Origin of the sequence: Variovorax sp. V116, from assembly GCF_041154435.1 — a bacterium.
GTDB lineage: Bacteria > Pseudomonadota > Gammaproteobacteria > Burkholderiales > Burkholderiaceae_C > Variovorax > Variovorax paradoxus.
Genome location: NZ_AP028662.1, coordinates 895910 through 918329, shown reverse-complemented (window position 1 = coordinate 918329; position 22420 = coordinate 895910). Strand labels below are relative to the sequence as shown.

Sequence of the window (22420 nt, the reverse complement as noted above, 5' to 3'; positions counted from 1 at the left end):
GGAGCCGCCCATGTCCAGTTCCCGCCAGGCTTCGGCGCCCGAATCCGCCGCGGCGCTGCACCGGCCGGTGTGCGAGCTGCTCAAGTGCAGCCTCCCGCTGGTGCTGGCCGGCGCGGCCGACCCCGAACTGGTCGCGGCCGTGACGCAGGCCGGCGGCTTCGGCTTTCTCGGCACGTCGGAGGCGCCGCCTGCGCGCCTCCGCGAAGAGGTGCTGGCGGTGCGGGCGCACACGGACCGGCACTTCGGCGCTGAATTGAATCCGGCCGCCACGGAGCCGGCGCTGCTCGACGCGCAGATTGCTGCCTGCATCGAACTGCGCGTGCCGGTGGCCGGGCTGCTCGGCGCGCTGTCCAGGACCGCCGTGCGGCAGCTTCGCGAAGCCGGGGTGGTGGTGGCCTGCCAGGTGTCATCGGTCAGCGGCGCGTGCGAAGCAGAAGGCGCCGGGGCGCAGATCCTGATCGTGCAGGGCCGGGAGGCCGGCGACGCCGTGCGCGGTGCGCAGCCGCTGGCTGCCATTCTTGCGGATGTGCTGGTGCTGGCGTCGGTTCCGGTGCTCGCCGCGGGCGGTATTGCCGATGGGGCGGACATTGCCGCCGCGCTGGCTGCGGGCGCGCAGGGCGCCGTTCTGGGTGCCGCGGCCCTGCAGGCGCGCGAGGGCGAAGGTGAGGCCGAAGGCACGGCACCGCTGGAGAAGATCGCCAGCGCCAGCAGGCGCCTGCACCAGCTCGCATCGGACGCGGCGGCCTCGCTGCGGGGCCGGGCACTGCGCTTTCCTGAACGCGTGATGCTGTCCTCGCCGGTCTGCTATGCCGACGAACTCGCGCCATCGAGCAAAAATAATTGAAACGCGGCGCGGGGCTGCTTCATCCAATGGGAAAGAGAAGCACACATGTCCCACGCCGCCCCCTCCCCAGTTGCCGCATCGGCGAGCCCCGCACAGGGCTCCGACCGCGAACTCGCGGCGCGCGCCGCGCAAGGCGATGCGCCGGCCTTCGAGTGCATCATGCGGCGCCACAACCAGCTGCTGTTCCGCACGGCGCGCAGCATCCTCAAGAGCGACGAAGAAACCGAGGACGCGCTGCAGGACGCCTACCTGCGCGCCTGGCGCGCCATCGGCAGCTTCCGCGACGATGCGCAGCTCTCGACCTGGCTGGTCCGCATCGTGATCAACGAGGCCCTCGGGCGCCTGCGGCGCCGCGGTGCGCAGGTGATTCCGCTCGACGGCGCCGCCGCGCCCGGCTTCGATGAAGACGAGCCCGAATCGGCCGCCGCCGACGATCCCGACAAACAACCGGAACGCCACGCCATGCGGGAAGAACTTCGGCGGCTGATGGAGCGCCGCATCGATCGCCTGCCCGATGCCTACCGCACCGTCTTCATGCTGCGGGCGGTCGAGGAAATGAGCGTCGAGGAAACGGCCGCGGCCCTGGCGCTGCCCGAAGCCACCGTGCGCACCCGCTTCTTCCGCGCGCGCAGCCTTTTGCGCGAAGGCCTGTCCCGCGACATCGACGTGGCGGTGGGCGATGCATTTTCATTCGACGGCGCGCGCTGCGATCGCATCGTGGCGCGTGTGCTGGCGAGCCTGGCCGACGGGCGGGAATCACCCCGCCCCTGAAGCTCTTACCCACGATCACTACGAGGAAAACAACCATGTCCTTCTTTCAAATGACTTCTCCCGTCGCCGCGCGGCGCATGTTCCTCGGCCAGTCGGGGCTGGTGCTGTCCGGTGCCGCGGTCGCGCTGCTGGCCGGCCGCGATGCCCTGGCCGCCAAGACCGGCGGCGCCACCGGCAACGACGTGCAGATCCTCAACACCGCGCTTGCCGCCGAACTCGAGGCCATTGCGGCCTACCAGGCCGGGGCCGAGAGCAAGCTGCTCGAGAAGCCCGTGCTCGACCTGGCGCTGAGCTTCCAGGGCCACCACAAGGCGCATGCGGACCTGCTCGCCAAGACGGTCGCCAAGCTCGGCGGCCATGCCGTGGCGGCCAAGGCCAGCTACGGCTTTCCGCTGGAGCAGCTGAAGTCGCAGGCCGACGTGCTGCGCTTTGCGGCCAAGCTGGAGCAGGGTGCCGTGAGCGCGTACCTGGGTGCCGTGCCGCTGTTCGGCAATCGCGACCTGTCGAAGGCGGCTGCGAGCATTCTTGGCGACGAGGCGATGCACTGGGCCGTGCTGCGGCAGGCACTCGGCGAAACGCCCGTGCCTTCGGCCTTCATGTCATGAGCTCAGGCCGGTGGCTCCTTGCGGCCGCCGCACTGGCCGCGGCCGCGCACGCGTGGGCAGTGCCCGACGCGGTGCGCGGCGAGCAGGTCTACGCGCGCTGCCTGGCCTGCCATGCGCTGGCGGTCGACCGCGTCGGGCCCCGGCACTGCGGGCTGTTCGGCCGGCTGGCCGGCAGCGTGCCCGGCTTCGCCTACTCGGAGGCCATGAAGAAATCGAAGATCGTCTGGAACGACAAGACGCTCGACCGCTTCCTGGCCAAGCCGCTGGCCATGGTGCCCGGCACCGCCATGACCTACGACGGCGTGCCCGACGCCGCAGAGCGCGCGGACCTGATCGCCTACCTCAAGCATGCCAACGAAGCGCCGCCATGCAGCGGCCGCGCACGCGAGTGAGCCATCAGCCGCCGCCCGCCGCATTCTGCTTCGGCTGCTTGATCGTCCACAGCGCTGCCGCCATCAGCGCGACACCCGTAAGCTGGACCCCGTTCAAGCGGCGCCCGTACACACCCCAGTCCACCAGCACCGCAGTCAATGGGTACACGAACTGCAGCACGGCGATCCTGCCGAGCGAAAGCCGGGCCATGCCCGCAAAGAGAAGGGCGTAGGCCAGCCCGGTGTGCAACACGCCCAGGCCCGCGAGCCACGCCCAGGCGGGCGCCGAATCCGGCCAGCCGAACACAAGAGGCACCCACGCCAGGACAACAACGCCGATCAGGCACTGCCACCAGGCCAGCGCGTAGGACGTGATGGCTTTTTCCGTATTGGCGAGGATGGTCACCGCGGCATAGCAGAGCGATCCGCCCAGGCACATGAGCAGGCCGAGCGTGTAGCCGCTGCCCCATGAGGCCACCGATGCCATGTTGCCGAAAAGCCCGGTCGTCAGCGCGAGGCCGCACAGTGCGGCCAGTGTGGCGGCCCACTGGCGCGGCGACACGGCTTCGCGCAGGACCAGTGCGCCGAAGAGAATGATCCACACCGGCTGGATGTGAAAAACAATGGTGGCCACCGCAATCGAGATGCGCGGGATCGCCGCGAAGAACAGCGCCCAGTTCAGCACCATCAGGCAGCCCGTCGCGCAGGCGATCCATCCGCTCTTGCCGCGCAGCCGCAGCTCGTTCGTTCGGCCGGTTGCCAAGCCCCATGCGAGCAGCGCCAATGCACCGAAGGCGCAGCGAAACAGCACCGTGACCAGCGGATGCTGGTGCGCCTCTTCCACGAAGACGCCGATCGTGCCGAGCAGCACGCCGCCGGCAATCAGCAGCCATTGCCCCGTGCTCTCCCGTTTCGATTGCCGGCGCGTCGCCGCGAACGCGGGGTGCACCTGGACTGCCTTCTTTTGCATGAAGGCGATCGTCCGCCCATGCGACAGCGGCGTAAAGCGCATAGTTCGAAGGCCTATCATTCGAACATCGAATGAGAAGCGCGACGATGAAATATCCCGATCTCCAGATCGACTGGCTGCGCGCCCTGGTGGCGGTGGTGGATGCCGGCTCGCTCTCTGCCGCGGCACCGCTGGTCCACCGCTCGCAGTCGGCGGTGAGCATGCAGATCAAGAAGCTGGAGAACGCGCTCGGCCAGGCCGTGCTGCTGCGAGGCCCGCGGCACCTGGAAGTGACGCCGGCGGGCGCGCAGCTGCTGGGCTATGCGCGCCGCATGCTCGAACTGCAGTCGGAAACGCAGAACGCCATGTTCGGACCGGAGCTCGCGGGCCGCGTGCGGCTCGGCGTGCCGGACGACTACGCCTCCACCTACCTGACGCCGGTGCTGCGCAGCTTTGCCGGCCGCTACAAGGGCGTGGAAATCGAGCTGACCTGCGAGCAGTCGACCTCCCTCATTCCCAAGATCGCGCGGGGCGAGCTCGACCTGGCGCTGGTCTCTCGCGACAAGCCGCAACGCGGACAGCTCCTGTTCCACGAACCGCTGGTGTGGGTGGGCACGGCGCAGCATGAAGCCTGGCGCCGCAATCCGTTGCCGATCGCCGTCTACGAGGCGGGCAGCATGGCCCGAACTGCCGCGCTCTCAAGCCTGGCCGCCAGGCGGCGCGCCTATCGCATCGTCTATCACAGCTCCAGCCTCGCCGGCCAGCTCGCGGCCGTGGAGAGCGGCCTGGCCGTCGCCGTGTTCACGCGCTGCAGCGTTCCGGCCCACCTGCAGATATTGCAGAACCTGCCCAGCGGCTTCGACCTGCCCAGGCTCAAGTCGATGGATGTGGCGGCGCTGCGCAGCAAGGTGTCGCTGCGCTCGCCCGCGGTGGATGCGATGTACGAGCAGATGGTGCGGACCTTGAGCCCCGCATAGGCGAGGGCACCGGCGCGATCAACTGCCTCCGCCCTGCGGCCGCGCCAGGGTCTCGGCAAGCTCCCACAGCGAGCCCATCTGGCCTGAATGAAAAAGCAGGGGTGGCACATCGGTCCGCGAGAAGCGCTCCACGCGGCCGAGGATGATGGTGTGGTCACCTTCCTGGTGGCGCGAGTAGGTCGAGCACTCGAAGGTCGCGACGCTCTCGACGAGCCGAGCGCATCCGTTGGACCCGATCTCGAAGGCTTCGGCGAAGCGCTCGAACTTGTCGGCCGCGGGCTTGGCGAAATGCCAGGCCAGCTCGCGCTGCCCGGCGGTCAGCACGCTGAGGTTGAACGGCCGCGTCGCCAGGAATGCATCGGCGCTGCGCGTGTGTGCTCCACAGGATCAGCGGCGGGTCGAGCGACACCGATGCGAAGGAGTTGATCGTCATGCCTTCGCGCTTGCCGTCCGGCGTGGTGGTGGTCACGAGGCACACCCCCGTGGGAAAGGCGCCGAGCGCCTGCCGCAGCTGGCGCGCATCGACCGTCTCGGCCGCGTCGCCCGTGATGAGAGCCCAGGAGTACATGGCCGGTGCCTCGGTCAGTACTGGCCCTTCGGCTCCAGGCCGAGCAGGTACTGGCCCACCATCGAGGAGACCGCGTCCCAGTTGAGGCTGATGTGGCGCGAGATCGCATTCGTGTCGCGCCACATGCGCTGGATCGGCTGGTTCAGCGACAGGCCCGCGCCTCCGACGCTCGCGAACACCGCCTCGACGGCATCGCGCGAGAGCCGCGCGGCAAAGGCATGGTCGCGCCGGTTGCGGATCCGCTGCTCGATGCTGATGACGTGGCCGTCCACGGCCATCTGCTCCACCTGCGCGGTGTCGCGATAGAGCAGCAGCCGCGCCGCATCGACGCTGGCCGAGGCTTCGGCCAGGCGCGACTGCACGGGAAAGAATTCGCTGAGCCGGCTGCCGCCGCCGGCCACGGCGCCCCGGGTGACGCGCGTGCCGGCCAGTGCGATCAGTTCGTCGACCGCGCCTTGCGCGGTGCCGACGATCGGCGACACCAGGCAGACCGGCACCGCCGACAGAAAGGGGATGCGGTAGATCGGATTCGCGTTGACCTTGGCGCCCGGCGGATTGTTGGAGGATGCCTCCGCGAAGGTCAGCTTGCGGTGCCCCGGAATGAACACCGGCTTGTCGATGACGATCGCCTTGGACCCGGTGCCTGCCTGGCCGGCCACGTGCCAGTTGTCCTCGATGGCCCAGTCCGAGCGCGGCGCGAGCAAAAAGCCGGCTGTCGGCGGGGCGCCTTTTTCTTCAGGCGGAAACTGCACGCCCAGCAAGGCCCACTGCGAGTTGTCCACGTTCGAGGCAAAGAGCCACTTGCCTTGCACCCGATAGCCGCCGTCGACCTTCTCGGCCATGGTCGCGGGCGCATACGAGCCGCAGACGATCGCGCGCGGGTCCTTGCGCCAGACGTCGTCCTGCGCCTCTTCCGGAAAGATCGCGACCAGCCACTGGTGGATGGCGCCGAGCGAGCAGCCCCACGATGACGAGGTGCAGCCCCGCGCCAACTCGCTGACCACGTCGATGAACGCAGTGAACCCGTACTCGTAGCCGCCGTAGCGCGCGGGCTGCATCAGCCTGAAGAAGCCCGCGTCGTGGAAGGCCTGCGTGGTGGCCTCGGAAACGCGGCGGTCCTGTTCGGTTTGCTGCGCCCGCTCGCGCAGCATCGGCACCAGATTGCTTGCAGATGCAGCTATTGTTTCGATCGAAGGCGCGTCCGTCACGGGCGACTTTCGGCCCGGAGCGGGGAGGTCTACGCGGTCCAGTTGGGCAAAGGGGTTGGCGGCTTCAGTCATTGGTGGTCTCCGGATGGTGGGTGGGAACTCGACGGTGGCAAGGCTTCGATTGAAGCGCATGAAATTTGCAAATGCAAATAATAAATGCTTGGGGTTTACGCTATATCGATGCCGGCAATCGCCTGTAGCATTCGGTATGGCCACCAGAAAACAGACCGCAGCGAAGTCGACGCAGCCACGCAAGGCGCGCACCGAGGCACCTCCAAAATTGAATGCAAACGCAGATAAATTAACGGACCATGACCTCGAGCGGGCCATTCCGTACCTGCTTGCCCGCGCAGGCATGCGCATGGGGCAGTCGTTCAGCAAGGAGCTCAAGCAGTTCAAGCTCTCGCTGACCGAGTGGCGGGTGTGCGTGGCGCTGCACCACAAGGCGCATCAGCGCCTCTCGGATCTGGCGCTGCACACGTCGACGGACGCTTCCACGCTCTCGCGGGTGGTCGATGGCCTCCTGCAGCGCGGCGTGCTGGTGCGCGACCGGTCGGACGAGGATGCGCGCGCGCTCGCGCTGAGCCTGACCGAGGCGGGCCGCGACCTCACGCTGCGGATCATTCCGCTGGCCCAGGTCTACGAGCGTGTCTCGCTGGCCGGCTTGACTACCACGCAGGCCGAATCGCTTCGGGACATGCTCCGGATGGTCTACGACAACCTGGCCGTGCTGGACAACGAATGACCGTTCGGTGAAGGAGGCGGCGCCATGAACATCAACTCCATCGACCTGAACCTTTTCCTGGTGTTCCAGGCGATCTACGCCACGCGCAGCGTCACGCTCGCGGGCGACCGCCTCGGCATGACGCAGTCCGCGGTGAGCAATGCCCTCAAGCGCATGCGCGAACGCTTCAACGACGCGCTGTTCGTGCGCTCGGCCGACGGCATGGTGCCCACGCCGGTCGCCGAGCGGCTCATCGCGCCCATCGAGGAAGGCATCGCGTGCCTGGTGCAGGCGGTCGACCAGGGCCGGACCTTCGAGCCCGAGACCTCCAGCCGCACGTTCCGGATCGCCGTCAACGACATCGGGCAACTGGTCATGGTGCCCGAGCTGCTTTCGGTCGCGCGCGGCATCGCGCCGGGGGTTCGTTTCGAAACCGTGGATGTCTCCGTGGCCGAGGCCCGGCAGCGCATGCTCCACGGGCAGATCGACGTCGCCCTGGGCAGCTGGGAAGCGATGGGGCCATCGTTCTACCAGCAGCGGCTGTTCGACGAGACCTTCGTCGTGCTGATGTCGAAGGCGTCGCCGCTGGGCGCGCGCGAGCGCATCGAGCTCGACGACTACCTTGCGGCCGAGCACATTGCCTACCGGCCCCAGGGCACCACCGACTTGCAGCTCCAGCAAACCCTGGAGAGGGCCGGCGCGCTCGACCGGCGGCGGGTCGTGCTTACCGCCGCCCATTCGCTCGGCCTGACGTCGATCGTCGCCACGTCGGGGTTGCTGCTGACCGCGCCGGCACGCCTTGCCAAGGCCATGGTGGCGTCGCGCGCGGACCTGCACAGCGTCGACGCGCCGTTCGAGGTCAGGCCCTTCGAGATCCGCCAGCAGTGGCACGAGCGCTTTCACCAGGACAGCGGCAACCGCTGGCTGCGCGAGCTGATCTTCGGGCTCTTCCATGAACGGTCGAGCCGCGAGCCTGCGCCGCAGGCGCGAGCCACCTGATCAGGCTTGCGGCGGCGCGCCCTCCCATGCGCGGCCGAGCAGGGCGCGCAGCGCCGCCTTCTCGAGCGGCCGCGGATTCGGATACTGGTTGGAGACTGCCAGATCGGCTGCATGCTCAAGACCGGCGGCCGGCATGCCGATAGCCTTCAGCGACACGGCAGCGCCGTGCGTTCTTGCGAGTTCGAAGAACCCCATGGCCGCCTCCGCGGTTCCCAGGGCTCTTGCAATGCGCGCCATGGCCTCTGGCGCCGCGCTCGCGTTGTACGCAAGCGCATGCGGAAGAACCACGGTGTGCACCTGCGCATGCGGCAAATCGAAGGTGCCGCCCAGCGTGTGGCACAGCTTGTGGTGCAGGCCCATCGACACGGCACCGAGCACCGTGCCGCACAGCCAGGCGCCGTAGAGGGCCTGGCTGCGTGCGGGCAGGTCGCGCGGGTTGTCCCGCAGCGGTTGCAGCGACGCCGCGCAGGCGCGGATGCCTTCTTCTGCCATCAATGAGATCACCGGGTTGCCGTCGTGCGCATACAGGCCTTCCGCCGCGTGCGCCATCGCATTGATCGCGCTCGTGACCGTCAGGTCCAGGGGCAGCGACAGCGTGAGCCTGGGGTCGTAGATGACGACACGCGGAAGCACGCGTGCATCGCGTCCGGTCTTCTTCAGCCCCGCTTCCGTGATGCCGTAGATGGGCGTCGCTTCGCTGCCCGCATAGGTCGTCGGCACCGCGATGATCGGCAGGCCGGACTCCAGCGCAATCGCCTTGCCGAGCCCGATGGTGGAGCCACCACCCACCGCCAGCGCGCAATCCGCCTTCAGCTCCGAAGCCAGTGCGCGTGCCTTGCGCGCGGTCTCGATCGGCACGTGCATGGCTGCTTCATCGAAGATCCCTGCGATGCGGCCCGGCAGCCGGTCGGCAATGGCTTGCGCCTGCTCGCGCTGGTTGGGCGTGCACAGGACGAGGGCGCGCGTCGCGCCCAGGCGCTCGATCTCCGCTGGCAGCTGGTCGATGCTGTCCGCACCGAAGACGATGCGCGAAGGGCTCGCGGTGTAGACGAAGCGCTCCATGCCCCTAGTCCCTGGATGCGTTGTTCAGGACGAAGTCGTAGTCGAGCGTGTGGAACGGCACCTTCATGTGCGTTCCGTCGGGCGCGATGCCGGGCTCGTGGCGCTTCCAGTCGGCGATGAGGGAAGAGCGCACGCCGAACACGGCGTCCGAGCCCAGGTAGCTGCCGCCCGAGCGGAACACGTGGGTGATGAGCGGCTCGTAGCCCGGCGCCTTGATCATGAAGTGCAGGTGCGCGGGACGCCACGGGTGGCGGCCGAGCTGCTCCAGCAGCTGGCCCACCGGGCCGTCGTGCGGAATGGCGTAGGGCACGGCCACGATGGACTTGAAGTGGTAGCGCCCGTCCTCGAGGCTCTTCAGGTGGCCGCGTCCCTGCGCATGGTCCAGCCCGGGGCGCTGCACGTCGTACCAGCCTTCATCATCGGACTGCCACACGTCGATGCTCGCATCGCCGATCGGCTCGCCACCGATGCCCCGGATGGTGCCGGCGACGAAGCAGGGCTCGCCGCTCGCGCCGTTGGAGATGTCGTCGCCATTCTCGTACTGCGGCGCATCGGGCACGTAGAAGGGCCCGAACACCGTCGCCTCGGTGCATCCCGTCGGGCGCCGGTTGCACTGCGCGGTGACCAGCGTCGAAAGCCCCAGCACGTCGGACAGCAGGATGAACTCCTGGCGCTTGTCGTCCGTGATCTTTCCGACCCGCGTGAGAAAGTCGATGCCGCAGGCCCACTCGGCCTCGGTGAGCTGCACCTCGCGCGCAAAGTCGTGCAGATGCCGCACCAGGCTGTCCATCACGGCCTTCAGGCGCGGGCTGGGCGTGGCGGCCTGCGCCTTCAGGGCCGCGCTGGTGATGGTCCATTCGTCGATGTCGATCATGGGTGCCTGTGCCTTGTCGATGAGCGCCTTGGGATCAGGCCAGCTTGAACAGCGACATCGCGTTCGTCCGGCCGATCTTCTTGCGGTCGGCCTCGCTGATGCTCGTGTCGTTGAACCAGTTCGAGGCATGGTCGATGTTCTCGAACGGCCAGTCGGTCGAGAACAGGATGCGGTCCGATCCAACCTCCAGCATCGCATCGATCAGCGTCTGGGTGCGGAAGTTGCCGGAGGTCGTGAGATAGAAGTTTTCCTGGAAGTACTCGCAGAGCTTGCGCTTGGCCGGATAGCCCTTGGGCGCCTTGACCCAGGCGTTGCGGTGATCGACGCGCCACATGTTGTAGGGCAGGCCCTCGCCCAGGTGGCCGAGGATGATCTTGAGCCCCGGATGGCGATCGAAGAGGCCGCTTGCCATGAGCCGCAGCGCATGAACCGCGGTCTCCTGCGCAAAGGCCCAGGTGGGGCCGAGCAGCCAGGGGTGGCCTTCGTAGATCTGCGCCCAGCTCGCGATGGGGTTGCGCGGATGCAGGTAGAACGGCGCATCGAGCCGCTCCGCGGCGGCCCAGAAGGGCGCGTACTGCGGCGCATCGTAGTAGGCGACGTTGTCGGGCGTGCCCACCTGCGAGAAGCCATTGACCAGCGCGCCGCGAAAGCCGAGCACGGTCATGCAGCGCTCGAGTTCCTGCGTGGCCTTCTCGGGGTCCTGCATCGGCAAGGCGGCAAAGGCCTGGAAGCGGTCGGGCCTCTTCGCCACCTGCTCCGCGAGAAAGTCGTTGGCGCGCACCGCGAGCTCGTACGCCTTCACCGGATCGGCCACCGCCTGGACCGCGGGCGCGTTGAGCGAGAGGATCATCATCTCCATGCCGTGCTCATCCATCTGGCGCAGGCGCCCGTCATGGATGTCGAGCAGGCGGCTGCTGAGCTCCTTCCAATAGACGCCGGGCACGAAGCCCGCTGAATCCTGCAGCGTCTGTGGAATTGCGAAATGTTCTTCGAGACCGATCTTTCCTTGCATGCCTATCTCCTGTGTGCGGGCGGATGGGCCAATCTATGGGCGGCGGCAGGCACGGTCCAACAAAAATCGGTGATAGCGCGCATTCGAAGATCGCATGCAGGGGCAGGGTGGCCGCAACCCATGGGTAGACCCGCCCCAACATTCACAGGCTGCATAGAGGACATCCGGAAAATGCGTTGGACCCTCGAAACCGGCACGCCCATGATCGCTGCCACTGCCAGCCATGCCTGGCCGCGATCTTTGCCATTCGAAGGAGACAAGAGCCATGCGCCAAATCGATCTTCACAAGCTGGCCGACGATGCCCGCTTCAACCGCTTCCACGGCCTCGTGCTGTTCTGGTGCGCGCTGATCATCGTGTTCGACGGCTACGACCTGTCGGTCGTGGGCATCGCATTGCCCTCGATCATGAAGAAGATGGGCGTCGACGCCACCAACGCGGGCTTCATGGTCAGCTCCGCGCTTTTCGGAATGATGTTCGGCGCCATCTTCATGGGGACCATTGCCGACCGGATCGGCCGCCGCTGGGCGATCGCCATCTGCGTGGGCCTCTTCAGCGTGTTCACGGCCTGCGCCGGGCTGGCGGAGGACGCCATTGCGTTCAGCGCCATGCGCTTTCTTGCCGGGCTCGGCATCGGCGGCGTGATGCCGAACGTCGTCGCGCAGATGACCGAGTACTCGCCGAAGAAGATCCGTGCGACCCTCGTCACGCTGATGTTCAGCGGCTATGCGGTCGGGGGAATGATCGCGGCGATCCTCGGCAAGGGGCTCATCGAAAGCTACGGTTGGCAATCGGTGTTCTTCGCGGCCGGCCTGCCGGTCTTGCTGATTCCCTTCATCCTCAAGTCGGTTCCGGAATCGATGCCCTTCCTGCTGGCCCAGGGCCGTACGGAAGAGCTGAAGAAGATCGCCTCACGGCTCGACCCCAGCTACACGCCGCAGGCGACCGACCGCTTCGCGGTGCCGGCCAAGGACCGGGCCGACAGCGCGCCGATCAAGCACCTCTTCTTCGATGGCCGCGGCTTCAGCACCGTGATGTTCTGGATCGCGTTCTTCATGTGCCTGTTCATGGTCTTCGCGCTGAGCTCATGGCTCACCAAGCTCATGGCAAGCGCGGGCTACAGCCTGGGCTCGGCCCTGACCTTCGTGCTGGTGCTGAACGCGGGTGCGATGGTCGGCGCCATCGCGGGCGGCTGGCTCGCCGACCGGTTCCACATCAAGTACGTGCTCGCCGGGATGTATGCGCTGGCCGCGGTGTCGCTCACGCTGCTGGGCTACAAGATGCCGACACCGGTGCTGTTCATCCTGATCGGGCTGGCCGGCGCATCGACGATCGGCACGCAGATCGTGGCCAACGCCTACACCGGCCAGTACTACCCGATGGCCGTGCGCGCCACCGGCCTGGGTTGGGCATTGGGCGTGGGCCGCAGCGGCGCGATCCTGGCGCCGATCGTCATCGGCATGCTGGTCGGCATGAACCTGCCGCTGCACCAGAACTTCATTGCGATTGCCATTCCGGCGGTCATCGGCATGGTCGCGGTGCTGCTCATCCAGCACGACCGCTCGGCCTCGGTGCTGAAGGCGGAGGCCGCGCCTGCGCTGGGCAAGGTGGCGGCGGGCGTCTCCGGAACCGCCGGGAGCTGACCGGGCAGCGCAGGCCGCCCGCACCTGTCCCGCACCTATCCGTGCGGATCGGCTTCCGCAAGCGGACGCGTCAATGCCGCCGCCGTGTCGAGCAGGACGACGGCGCGGTCCGGGTCATGGCCCATGTAGGGGCTGACCAGCAGCTGGCCGATGAGCCGGTCGAAGCCGTGCCGCACCTTGGCCGGCTCTGGGTGCGCCGCATACATGGCGCGCAGCATCGACACCACCGCACTGAACTGCGTTCCCAGGACCTCCATGGCGCCCAGGCGGCCGCTCGCCTCGAAGACTGCTTGTGGATCGGTGGTGGTCATGCGGGGCTCCCGTCTCGGTGTTGAGGCGCCAGAACGTAAAAAGAGGCCTAATGGATTACATCTCAATCCAAAATCCCCAAAGCTGGTGACATTGCCGCCGAAGAGCGTGAGATTTGTCACGGTGGCCGCGGCCTGCCTGGGCGCCATTGCCATCGCGGTTCGATATCGCGCTCGGTCCCACCGTGCCAATCGCCGCCGTTGGGTGTGGGCTGATGTCCCGAGCTTGCAGCGAGGGTTTGGATCTTGTTGTCCCGCATATCCAAAGGCCAAAGGCCCGGCCGGATTGCAGGCTGTGTTACGCGGTACGCGCTCCCCCGCGTAACGTAGCAACAGCCAAAAGCTTGGGTGCCTGTGACGAACGGCGCTGCTTCCGCCGCACGCATGAATGGAGAAAAAGCCTTTTTAATCAACCGTTTGCAATAAATCGCACGAGGCTTCCCCGGAGTGGAAGGGCAGTGGCACGCATGTTGCCACTTGTGACCATCCAATAAACGAGGAGGCCTCTCACATGACCGCGTCGCAGACATCGATTCCATCCACTTCCGGAGCCGTCAACAACGACGTTGCACCGGTGGTCATCGCCCAAGCCACGGTGACCCCCATCGCTCCGATGGGATCGTCTCCAGTGCCGCCGGTCGCCGCCCCCGGGCCGTCCAGCATCGGATCGCTTTCCAATGCCACACCCGGCACCGCGCTGATTCGCGACGGCGTCCGGATTCCCGTGGACGGCAGCCACGCCCTTCTCACCGGCGACCGCGTGCTGGTCCCCGAAGGTGGCCAGGCCGAGGTGTTGTTTCCGGGCTCGCCTTCCAACAAGGCGCCGCTGGCCGGCGTCTTTACCGGCGGCACCGACGCAACGCTCGGATCGACCAAGCTGCCGGGCGGCCTCGAGCAGGTGAACGTCGACGTCGCCACGGGCGACCTCAAGATCACGCCGCCCGACAACGATGCCGATGCGGCGGCAGTTGCCGTCACCAAGGCGCACACCGGTGCAGCCGGCATCGGCCTGGGCGAGTTCGCCCTCGGCGCGCTCGGAGCAGTCGCGCTCGGCGCGGCCTTGGGCGGCGGTGGCGGCAGCGACGGCGGAACGGTTCCGTTCTTCCTTGGCAGCGGCACCGGCGGCGGTACGGGGGGCGGCCTCGACGATGGTGACAGCGACAGTGATGCTGATGCCGATGCCGATGCCGATGCCGATGCCGATGCCGATGCCGATGCCGATGCTGATGCTGATGCTGATGCCGATGCCGATGCTGATGCTGATGCCGATGCCGATGCTGATGCTGATGCTGATGCTGATGCTGATGCCGATGCTGATGCTGATGCGGACGCCGATGCGGATGCGGATGCGGACGCCGATGCGGATGCGGATGCGGATGCGGATGCGGATGCGGATGCGGACGCCGATGCCGACGCCGACGCCGACGCGGATGCTGACGCGGATGCCGATGCCGATGCCGATGCCGATGCCGATACTGACGCGGATGCTGATGCTGATGCTGATGCTGATGCGGACGCCGACGCCGATGCCGACGCCGACGCCGACGCCGATGCAGATGCAGATGCAGATGCCGATGCCGATGCAGATGCAGATGCAGATGCAGACGCAGACGGCGATCACCTCCTCGATCCGGGCGACGACCTCACCGGCGGCTTGATCGGCTCGACCGACGACAACCTGGGCCTGGGTGGTTCACTCACCCCGGTGCCGGGCGTCATCGACGGCGCGACCGACCTGGTCGATGACATCGTGTCTCCGATCCTGGGCGAGGAGTTCACACGGGACGATCCGAACCAGTTCGATCCGGTGGACGATTTCACCGAGACCGTGGTCGACAGCGTGGACGGCGTGGCAGCGCCCATCATCGATCCCCTGCTGGGCGAAGGCGCTACCGATGCGCTGGTCGGCCAGGTCGACCACGTCACCGATGCGCTTCAGAACGGCCTGGACAACCTCGTGGGCGAAAACGGCATCCTGAGCGGCGCGACCACGGCCCTCGGTCTCGACGGTGTCGTGGAAGACCTCGTGGGCGACGGCGGCGTCGTCGAGAACGTGGTCGAAGGCGTGCTGGGCGAGAACAGCCTGCTGAGCGGCCTGGTCCAGGAAGAAGGCCTGGTAGGGGGCCTGCTCGCCGAAGACGGCCTGGTCGGCAACCTGCTGGGTGAAGACAGCGCCGTCGGCGGCCTGCTGGGCAACGTGCTGAGCGACGAAGGCGTCGTCGGTGGCCTCCTGGGTGAAGACGGCGTGCTGGGCGGCCTGCTCGGCGGACCGCTGGGCCAAGAGGGTCTGCTGGGCGGCCTGCTCGGCGGCGACGGCGCACTCGGCGGCCTGCTGGGCGGAGACGGTACGCTGGCCGGCGTGCTGGGCAGCGAAGGCCTGACCGGCAGCCTGCTCGGCCAGGACGGCGTGGTGGACAACCTGCTCGGCGTGGACGGCGTCGCCGGCGGCCTGATCGGAGACAGCCCGCTCGGTGGCCTGCTGGGCGGCGAGGACGGCCTGCTCGGCGGCCTGACCGACGGCGTGCTGGGCAACGTGCTCGGTGGCGATCTCCTGGGTGGTGACTTGCTCGGCGGTGATCTGCTGGGTGGCGTGCTGGGTGAGGACGGCCTCGTTGGCAACCTGCTCGGTGGCGATCTCCTGGGTGGTGATCTTCTCGGCGGTGATCTGCTGGGTGGCGTACTCGGTGAGGACGGCCTTGTTGGCAACCTGCTTGGCGGCGATCTCTTGGGTGGTGATCTTCTCGGCGGTGATCTGCTGGGTGGCGTGCTGGGTGAGGACGGCCTCGTTGGCAACCTGCTCGGTGGCGATCTCCTGGGTGGTGATCTTCTCGGCGGTGATCTGCTGGGTGGCGTACTCGGTGAGGACGGCCTTGTTGGCAACCTGCTTGGCGGCGATCTCTTGGGTGGTGATCTTCTCGGCGGTGATCTGCTGGGTGGCGTGCTGGGCGAAGACGGCCTCGTCGGCAACCTGATTGGCGGCGATCTCTTGGGTGGCGACTTGCTCGGCGGTGATTTGCTGGACGGCGTGCTGGGTGAAGACGGCCTGGTCGGCAACCTGCTCGGCGGCGACCTCCTGGGCGGTGATCTGCTCGGCGGCGATCTGCTCGATGGCGTCCTCGGCGAAGACGGCCTGGTCGGCAATGTGCTCGGTGGCGACCTCTTGGGTGGTGATCTGCTCGGCGGTGATCTGCTGGATGGCGTGCTGGGTGAAGACGGCTTGGTCGGCAACGTGCTCGGCGGCGACCTCCTGAGTGGCGACGTGCTCGGCGGCGACCTGCTCAACGGCGTGCTGGGCGAAGACGGCCTCGTCGGCAACGTGCTCGGCGGCGATCTCCCGGGCGGTGATCTGCTCGGCGGCGACCTGCTGGACGGTGTGCTGGGTGAAAACGGCCTCGTCGGCAACCTGCTCGGCGGTGACCTCCTGGGTGGGACCACCACGCCGATCACCAGCCAGGTCGATCAAGGGCTTGGCGGCGGCGGAACGCCGGTGGCCGGCATCCTGGACAGCGTGCTGGGCTGATCGATGGTCCGGCCACCGTCCTTCGTCGAGAGGGGCGGTGGTGGATGCTTCTGAAAAGAAGGGACGGGCCTTAGCGGCCCGCCCCCGACAAGCCCGCGCAGTTCCGGCTCAGCGCAATGCTGCGGCCGGATCGGCGCGGCGCACTTCCATCACGCCATGCACAGTGGCCTGCTCGTAGACCGATGGCACGCGCGTGGCCAGGTGCAGCAGGATGCGCGGCGCGTGGCTCTTGACAGACCATCGGAGCAGAATGCCGGCCGCCACCAGCGGCCCGCCTGCCCATGGAAGGCCGGCCAGCGCCAGGGCGATGCCCGGGCCGATGAGGGCAATCGCCAGCGGCATGGCGTAGGTCCTGTGAGACACGAAGGCCGCTGCCAGCGCGGGATTGACGATCACGCGAAAACGCCCCTGCGGCAGGCCTTGGCGGAATTCCTCGAAAGGGACGTATTCGGCGGTGTCCTGCATGTCGCTGTGGTTGTTCATGCGCTGCATTCTGATGCGGTGTTCAGCCGCGTCCCGCCTGCTTGAGCGAGGCCGCCGCCAGCGCGCAGGCCATCCGGCCGGAATGCACCTCGACCGATGAGGACGCCTCCACTGTGCTGCTGGCGCAAGTCGGCCATGATGCGGCGCTGCGGGGCTGTCAGCCCGCCGCAGGCAGCGCCGATTCCTCCGTCCACCGCGCATGCGAGGCGCTCAGGTGATGCAGCATGGCTGCCACCGCGGCCTGCGGGTCCCGCGCTTCGAGCGCGCGGTAGATCGCCTCGTGCTCGGCAAAGGCCGCCTTCCACGCATGCGAATTCTCGGCGCGCTCGCTCATGCGCGAGGAGATCGGGCTGTGCCGGCCATCGAACAGTTCCCCCACCAGCCGCACAAGCACCGAGTTGCCGGTCATCTCGGCGATGGCGATGTGGAAGCGCCGGTCGTTCTCGATCTGCGCGCGGCCGTTCAGGCCGTCCTCGCGCATGCTTTCCAGCGAGGCCTTCACGCGCTCCAGGTGCTGCGGGTTCACGCGGGCGGAGGCCAGCGTGACGACCGAGCCTTCGAGCATCGCGCGCGCCTGGATCATTTCGGACGGGCTCTCGCCCACCGCCGGCGTGGCGCGCTCCGGCGTGTCGGGCGACGCGCAGACATACACGCCCGACCCCATCCGTATCTCGATGCGCCCGTCGATCTCCAGGGCAATCAGCGCTTCGCGCAGCGAAGGCCGCGACACACCCAGCTGCAGGGCCAACTCCCGCTCCGGTGGCAGGCGCGCGCCGACGGGCAGGTTGCCGTCGCGGATGACAGCCCGGATCTGGTCGGCAACCTGCTGGTAGAGCCGGCGGGTGTCGGTGGGTTTGGTGGTGGCGGGGGGAAGCATGAGAAGGGCAGGCCGTCGATCTGGTCATGCCAGTTTGCCACCCTCGATGTAGTGATTGCTACTAATGAGCGGTATTTCGCGGGAAAACCCGCAAAGGGTTTGTTCCGGTGGGGCCATTTTGGGCGCTATGGCAAAGTGGCCTCGCCAAATTGGTAAGGCCAAAAGAGACGGAGCATGAGACAGCGCATCGACTCGCATCAGCATTTCTGGCGGCCCGCGCGCGGCGACTACACATGGCTGCGCGCCGATGTGCCCGCCCTTGCGCCGCTGGTGCGCGACTTCCTTCCCGAGCATCTCGCGCCCCTGCTGCGGGCGCATGGCGTCGAGCGGACCGTGCTGGTGCAGGCCGCCGATTCGCAGGCCGAGACCGGCTTCATGCTCGAGCTGGCCAGTGCGCACGAGGTGGTGGGCGGCGTGGTTGGCTGGGTCGACCTGGGCAGCCCCGACGCCGTGGCCTCGCTCGAGCGCATGGCGCAGCACCCCAAGTTCAAGGGCGTGCGGCCGATGCTGCAAGACCTGCCCGACGACGACTGGATCGCGCGCATGCCGCGTGCCGATGCCATCGAGGCCCTGATCCGCCTGGGCCTGCGCTTCGATGCGCTGGTGAAGCCGCGGCACCTGCCTTCGCTGCTGCGCTTCCTGGAAGACTGGCCGCAATTGCCCGTGGTGATCGACCACGCCGCCAAGCCGCCCGTGGGCGCGCACGGCAGCGAAGCCTTCGCGGCCTGGCGCAAGGACACGGCCGCGCTCGCCGCGCTGCCGCAGGTGTGCTGCAAGTTCTCCGGGCTCTGGGGCGAGGCGCCGCAGGCGGCGCACCACGATGTCGATGTGGCGGTGCACGCCGTGCGCCCGGTGTGGGAGCCGCTGCTCGAGAGCTTCGGCCCCGCGCGCCTCATGTGGGGCAGCGACTGGCCGGTGCTCACCCTGGCCGGCGACTACGCGGGCTGGATCGCCGTCAGCGAAGCCTGCATCGGCCGCCTCTCGGACGCCGAGCAGTCGCACATCTGGCGCGGCACCGCGCAGCGCTTCTATGGCCTCTCGGCGGACTGAACACGCATGGCACCCATCGTCACCATCCGCGACCTCTGCAAGTCCTTTGCCGGCGTGCGCGCGCTCGACAAGGCGCAGTTCGACCTGCTGCCCGGCGAGGTGCATGCGCTGATGGGCGAGAACGGCGCGGGCAAGTCCACCCTCATGAAGGTGCTGGCCGGCGTCTACAGCAAGGATTCCGGCGAAGTGCTGATCGACGGCCAGCCCGTGGACATCGCGAGCCCGCGCGCGGCGCAGGCGCTGGGCATCGGGATCATCCACCAGGAACTCAACCTGATGAACCACCTGAGCGCCGCGCAGAACATCTTCATCGGCCGCGAGCCGCGCGGGCGCTTCGGCCTCTTCATCGACGAAGACACGATGCGCACCCAGGCCGAGCGCATCTTCGCGCGCATGAACCTGCGGCTCGACCCGCACACGCCGGTCGGCGAACTCACGGTCGCCAGGCAGCAGATGGTGGAGATCGCCAAGGCGCTGTCGTTCGATTCGCGCGTGCTCATCATGGACGAGCCCACCGCCGCGCTCAACAACGAGGAGGTGGCCGACCTGTTCCGCATCATCGGCCAGCTCCGGTCGCAGGGCGTGGCCATTGTCTACATCTCGCACAAGATGGACGAACTCAAGCGCATCGCCGACCGCGTGACCGTGATGCGCGACGGCCAGTACATCGCCACCGTGCCGATGGCCGGCACGCCGATGGACTCGCTGATCGCGATGATGGTGGGCCGCCAGCTCACCGAGGTGGAGAACGACTTCCCCGACACCTCGGGCAACGAGGTCGTGCTCGACGCGCGCGGCATCACGCGCGGCGCGCTGGTGCGCAACGCCAGCTTCGTGCTGCGCAAGGGCGAGATCCTGGGCTTTGCGGGGCTCATGGGCGCGGGCCGCACCGAGCTCGCGCGCGCGGTGTTCGGCGCCGACGCCATCGACGCGGGCGAGGTCTTGGTGCACGGCAGGAAGGTGTCGATCAAGTCGCCCGAAGATGCCGTGCGGCACGGCATCGGCTATCTCTCCGAAGACCGCAAGCACTTCGGCCTGGCCACCGGCATGGACGTGGAAACCAACATCGCGCTGCCGAGCATGAAGAAGTTCCTGTCGATGGGCGTCTTCATCGACCAGGCGGCCATTGAGGCCGCGGGCGAGCGCTACGTGAAGCAACTCAGCATCAAGACGCCCTCGGTGCGCCAGCAGGTGCGGCTGCTCTCGGGCGGCAACCAGCAGAAGATCGTGATCGCCAAATGGCTGCTGCGCGACTGCAGCGTGCTCTTCTTCGACGAGCCCACGCGCGGCATCGACGTGGGCGCCAAGGCCGAGATCTACCGCCTGCTCAACCAGCTGGCAGCGGAGGGCAAGGCCATCGTGATCATCTCTTCGGAGCTGCCCGAGATACTGCGCGTGAGCCACCGCGTGCTGGTGATGTGCGAAGGCCGCATCACCGGCGAACTCGCGGGGCGCGAAGCCTCGCAGGAAAAGATCATGCAGCTCGCCACCCGGCGTGAAACCGCTGTTGCTGCCGCTGCTGACGCCACCGCCTGAGGACTGGAGACAACGCCTTGACAACCCCCACCGCCACCACCGCCGCCGCCGCACCGGGCTTCTCGCTGAAGGCGCGGCTCTTTCGTCCCGCCACGCGGCAAAAGCTCCTGGCCTTTGCCAGCCTGATCGCGCTGCTGGTGTTCTTCAGCTTCGCGTCGCCGCAGTTCCTGCAGACCGACAACCTCGTGAGCATCCTGCAGTCGACCGCGGTGAACGGCGTGCTGGCCATTGCCTGCACCTTCGTCATCATCACCGCGGGCATCGATCTTTCGGTGGGCACGCTGATGACCTTCTGCGCGGTCATGGCCGGCGTGGTGCTCACCTACATGGGCATGCCGCTCGCGCTGGGCATCACGGCGGCGATCTTCTTCGGTGCGCTGGCGGGGTTTGTCTCGGGCGTGCTGATCGCCAAGCTCAAGATCCCGCCCTTCATTGCCACGCTGGGCATGATGATGCTGCTCAAGGGCCTGTCGCTCGTGATCTCGGGCACCAAGCCGATCTACTTCAACGACACGCCGGACTTCCCGGCCATCTCGCAGGATTCGCTGATCGGCTACTTCATTCCATCGCTGCCGATTCCCAACGCGGTGCTGATCCTCTTCCTGGTGGCGGTGGCCGCGAGCATCGTGCTCAACAAGACCATCCTCGGGCGCTACACCTTCGCGCTCGGCAGCAACGAGGAGGCCGTGCGCCTGTCGGGCGTGAACACCGATTTCTGGAAGATCGTGGTCTACACGGTGAGCGGCGGCATCTGCGGCATCGCGGGCCTCCTGATCGCCTCGCGCCTGAACTCCGCGCAGCCGGCGCTGGGGCAGGGGTACGAACTCGATGCGATTGCGGCGGTGGTCATCGGCGGCACCTCGCTCAGCGGCGGCACCGGCACCATCGTGGGCACGATCATCGGCGCCTTCATCATGAGCGTGCTGACCAACGGCCTGCGCATTCTCTCGGTCGCGCAGGAATGGCAGACGGTGGTCACGGGCGTGATCATCATCCTGGCCGTGTACGCGGACATCCTGCGCCGCCGCAGCAGCAGCGCGCACTGATCCTTTTCCACAACCCAAGGAGACTTCGCATGATCCAAAGAAGAGCAGCCACCGCCGCGCTGGCCGCGGCCCTCGTCGGCCTGCCGGCCTTCGCCCAGGCGCCGCAGCAGGAGATCTACATTCCGCTCGTGTCCAAGGGCTTCCAGCACCAGTTCTGGCAGGCCGTGAAGTCCGGCGCCGAGCAGGCCGCCAAGGACCTGAAGGTGAAGGTCACCTTCGAAGGCCCCGAGACCGAGGCGATGGTCGACAAGCAGATCGACATGCTCGCCGCCGCGCTCGCCAAGAAGCCGCAGGCCATCGGCTTTGCCGCGCTCGACAGCCAGGCCGCCATTCCGCTGCTGAAGAAGGCGCAGGCCGCGAAGATTCCGGTGGTGGCGTTCGACTCGGGCGTGGACAGCGACATTCCCGTGACCACCACCACCACCGACAACAAGGCCGCCGCCGCGCTGGCTGCCGACAAGATGGCCGAGATGATCGGCAAGTCCGGCGAGGTGGCGCTGGTGGTGCACGACCAGACCAGCCGCACCGGCGTGGACCGGCGCGACGGCTTCGTCAACCGCATCAAGTCGGCCTACCCGAACATCAAGATCGTGAGCGTGCAGTACGGCGGTGGCGACCAGCTGAAGTCGACCGAAATCACCAAGTCGATCCTGCAGGCCTCGCCCAACCTGAAGGGCATCTTCGGCGCCAACGAGGGCTCGGCCATCGGCGTGGTCAACGGCGTGAAGGAGATGAAGCGCAGCGGCAAGGTCGTGATCATCGGCTACGACTCCGGCAAGCAGCAGAAGAACGCGATCATGGACGGCAGCATGGCCGGCGCCATCACGCAGAACCCGGTGGGCATGGGCTACAAGACGGTGGAGATGGCGGTGAAGGCGATCAAGGGCGAGAAGCTGCCCAAGGTGGTCGATACCGGCTTCTTCTGGTACGACAAGACCAACATCGCTGACCCGAAGATCGCATCGGTCCTGTACGACTGATTTTTTGCAGAAAG

General features: G+C 67.4%; 21 protein-coding genes and 1 pseudogene. 13 read left to right on the top strand and 9 right to left on the bottom strand.

The window, feature by feature from the left end; all coding sequences use genetic code 11:
• Positions 1 to 10 precede the first annotated feature (10 nt).
• Genes ACAM58_RS30295 through ACAM58_RS30280 form a run of 4 tightly spaced genes read left to right on the top strand, consistent with a single transcriptional unit; the run spans position 11 to position 2612 of the window.
• Entirely contained in the window at positions 11 to 844 is an 834-nt protein-coding gene (locus tag ACAM58_RS30295) for a nitronate monooxygenase (RefSeq protein ID WP_369664603.1), read from the top strand.
• Positions 845 to 889: 45 nt separating this feature from the next.
• Positions 890 to 1615 (top strand): RNA polymerase sigma factor, encoded by a 726-nt coding sequence (locus ACAM58_RS30290; protein ID WP_278878840.1) that lies wholly within the window; start codon positions 890 to 892, stop codon positions 1613 to 1615.
• A 35-nt stretch (positions 1616 to 1650) separates the two neighbouring features.
• Positions 1651 to 2220 carry a ferritin-like domain-containing protein gene (locus ACAM58_RS30285; RefSeq protein WP_062365352.1) on the top strand — a complete coding sequence of 190 codons (570 nt, stop codon included), beginning with the start codon at positions 1651 to 1653 and terminating at the stop codon, positions 2218 to 2220.
• Positions 2217 to 2612, top strand: a complete 396-nt coding sequence (locus ACAM58_RS30280; RefSeq protein ID WP_369664602.1) for a cytochrome c family protein — start codon at positions 2217 to 2219, stop codon at positions 2610 to 2612. The genes ACAM58_RS30285 and ACAM58_RS30280 overlap by 4 nt, the downstream gene beginning before the upstream one ends.
• 4 nt (positions 2613 to 2616) lie before the next feature.
• Here the strand turns inward: ACAM58_RS30280 and ACAM58_RS30275 are convergent, their stop codons facing one another.
• Positions 2617 to 3603, bottom strand: coding sequence for a DMT family transporter (locus ACAM58_RS30275; RefSeq protein ID WP_369664601.1), 987 nt, complete (start codon positions 3601 to 3603; stop codon positions 2617 to 2619).
• A gap of 44 nt (positions 3604 to 3647) precedes the next feature.
• Between ACAM58_RS30275 and ACAM58_RS30270 the strand changes: the two genes are divergently transcribed.
• Positions 3648 to 4517, top strand: coding sequence for a LysR family transcriptional regulator (locus ACAM58_RS30270; protein ID WP_369664600.1), 870 nt, complete (start codon positions 3648 to 3650; stop codon positions 4515 to 4517).
• Between the two features lie 18 nt (positions 4518 to 4535).
• Here the strand turns inward: ACAM58_RS30270 and ACAM58_RS30265 are convergent.
• Positions 4536 to 5085: pseudogene (locus ACAM58_RS30265) on the bottom strand (flavin reductase family protein).
• Between the two features lie 14 nt (positions 5086 to 5099).
• A complete protein-coding gene (locus tag ACAM58_RS30260) occupies positions 5100 to 6365 on the bottom strand; it encodes an acyl-CoA dehydrogenase family protein (protein WP_278878833.1) in 1266 nt (421 codons plus the stop codon).
• A 136-nt stretch (positions 6366 to 6501) separates the two neighbouring features.
• Between ACAM58_RS30260 and ACAM58_RS30255 the strand changes: the two genes are divergently transcribed.
• Both ACAM58_RS30255 and ACAM58_RS30250 read left to right on the top strand, forming a co-directional pair.
• Positions 6502 to 7038, top strand: a complete 537-nt coding sequence (locus ACAM58_RS30255) for a MarR family winged helix-turn-helix transcriptional regulator (protein WP_278878831.1) — start codon at positions 6502 to 6504, stop codon at positions 7036 to 7038.
• A gap of 24 nt (positions 7039 to 7062) precedes the next feature.
• Positions 7063 to 8016, top strand: coding sequence for a LysR family transcriptional regulator (locus ACAM58_RS30250; protein ID WP_278878829.1), 954 nt, complete (start codon positions 7063 to 7065; stop codon positions 8014 to 8016).
• On the opposite strand, the gene ACAM58_RS30245 is transcribed toward ACAM58_RS30250, so the two are convergent.
• From ACAM58_RS30245 to ACAM58_RS30235, 3 genes are read right to left on the bottom strand one after another with little or no spacing between them, the layout of a single operon-like run.
• Entirely contained in the window at positions 8017 to 9078 is a 1062-nt protein-coding gene (locus tag ACAM58_RS30245) for a maleylacetate reductase (protein ID WP_278878827.1), read from the bottom strand.
• 4 nt (positions 9079 to 9082) lie between these two features.
• Positions 9083 to 9952 carry an intradiol ring-cleavage dioxygenase gene (locus ACAM58_RS30240; protein ID WP_278878825.1) on the bottom strand — a complete coding sequence of 290 codons (870 nt, stop codon included), beginning with the start codon at positions 9950 to 9952 and terminating at the stop codon, positions 9083 to 9085.
• Positions 9953 to 9986: 34 nt separating this feature from the next.
• On the bottom strand, positions 9987 to 10964 hold the full coding sequence (locus ACAM58_RS30235) for an amidohydrolase family protein (protein ID WP_062365361.1): 978 nt from the start codon (positions 10962 to 10964) through the stop codon (positions 9987 to 9989).
• A 265-nt stretch (positions 10965 to 11229) separates the two neighbouring features.
• Between ACAM58_RS30235 and ACAM58_RS30230 the strand changes: the two genes are divergently transcribed.
• Complete coding sequence (locus ACAM58_RS30230) at positions 11230 to 12606, top strand: MFS transporter (RefSeq protein WP_012748727.1); 1377 nt, start codon at positions 11230 to 11232, stop codon at positions 12604 to 12606.
• Between the two features lie 35 nt (positions 12607 to 12641).
• Here the strand turns inward: ACAM58_RS30230 and ACAM58_RS30225 are convergent, their stop codons facing one another.
• On the bottom strand, positions 12642 to 12917 hold the full coding sequence (locus tag ACAM58_RS30225) for a hypothetical protein (RefSeq protein WP_278878822.1): 276 nt from the start codon (positions 12915 to 12917) through the stop codon (positions 12642 to 12644).
• A gap of 508 nt (positions 12918 to 13425) precedes the next feature.
• Between ACAM58_RS30225 and ACAM58_RS30220 the strand changes: the two genes are divergently transcribed.
• Positions 13426 to 16434 (top strand): hypothetical protein, encoded by a 3009-nt coding sequence (locus ACAM58_RS30220; RefSeq protein ID WP_369664599.1) that lies wholly within the window; start codon positions 13426 to 13428, stop codon positions 16432 to 16434.
• 108 nt (positions 16435 to 16542) lie between these two features.
• On the opposite strand, the gene ACAM58_RS30215 is transcribed toward ACAM58_RS30220, so the two are convergent.
• Together ACAM58_RS30215 and ACAM58_RS30210 are read right to left on the bottom strand one after the other, a co-directional pair.
• Entirely contained in the window at positions 16543 to 16917 is a 375-nt protein-coding gene (locus ACAM58_RS30215) for a hypothetical protein (RefSeq protein WP_278878587.1), read from the bottom strand.
• 157 nt (positions 16918 to 17074) lie between these two features.
• Positions 17075 to 17794 (bottom strand): FadR/GntR family transcriptional regulator, encoded by a 720-nt coding sequence (locus tag ACAM58_RS30210; RefSeq protein ID WP_369664598.1) that lies wholly within the window; start codon positions 17792 to 17794, stop codon positions 17075 to 17077.
• Between the two features lie 174 nt (positions 17795 to 17968).
• On the opposite strand from ACAM58_RS30210, the gene ACAM58_RS30205 reads away from it, so the two are divergent.
• From ACAM58_RS30205 to ACAM58_RS30190, 4 genes are read left to right on the top strand one after another with little or no spacing between them, the layout of a single operon-like run.
• Positions 17969 to 18844 carry an amidohydrolase gene (locus ACAM58_RS30205; RefSeq protein WP_369664597.1) on the top strand — a complete coding sequence of 292 codons (876 nt, stop codon included), beginning with the start codon at positions 17969 to 17971 and terminating at the stop codon, positions 18842 to 18844.
• A gap of 6 nt (positions 18845 to 18850) precedes the next feature.
• A complete protein-coding gene (locus tag ACAM58_RS30200) occupies positions 18851 to 20380 on the top strand; it encodes a sugar ABC transporter ATP-binding protein (protein ID WP_369664596.1) in 1530 nt (509 codons plus the stop codon).
• A 17-nt stretch (positions 20381 to 20397) separates the two neighbouring features.
• Positions 20398 to 21426: an ABC transporter permease gene (locus ACAM58_RS30195; RefSeq protein ID WP_018904166.1), complete on the top strand. Its 1029-nt coding sequence runs from the start codon at positions 20398 to 20400 to the stop codon at positions 21424 to 21426.
• Between the two features lie 29 nt (positions 21427 to 21455).
• Positions 21456 to 22406, top strand: a complete 951-nt coding sequence (locus ACAM58_RS30190) for an ABC transporter substrate-binding protein (RefSeq protein ID WP_278878593.1) — start codon at positions 21456 to 21458, stop codon at positions 22404 to 22406.
• The last annotated feature ends 14 nt before the right edge of the window (positions 22407 to 22420 follow it).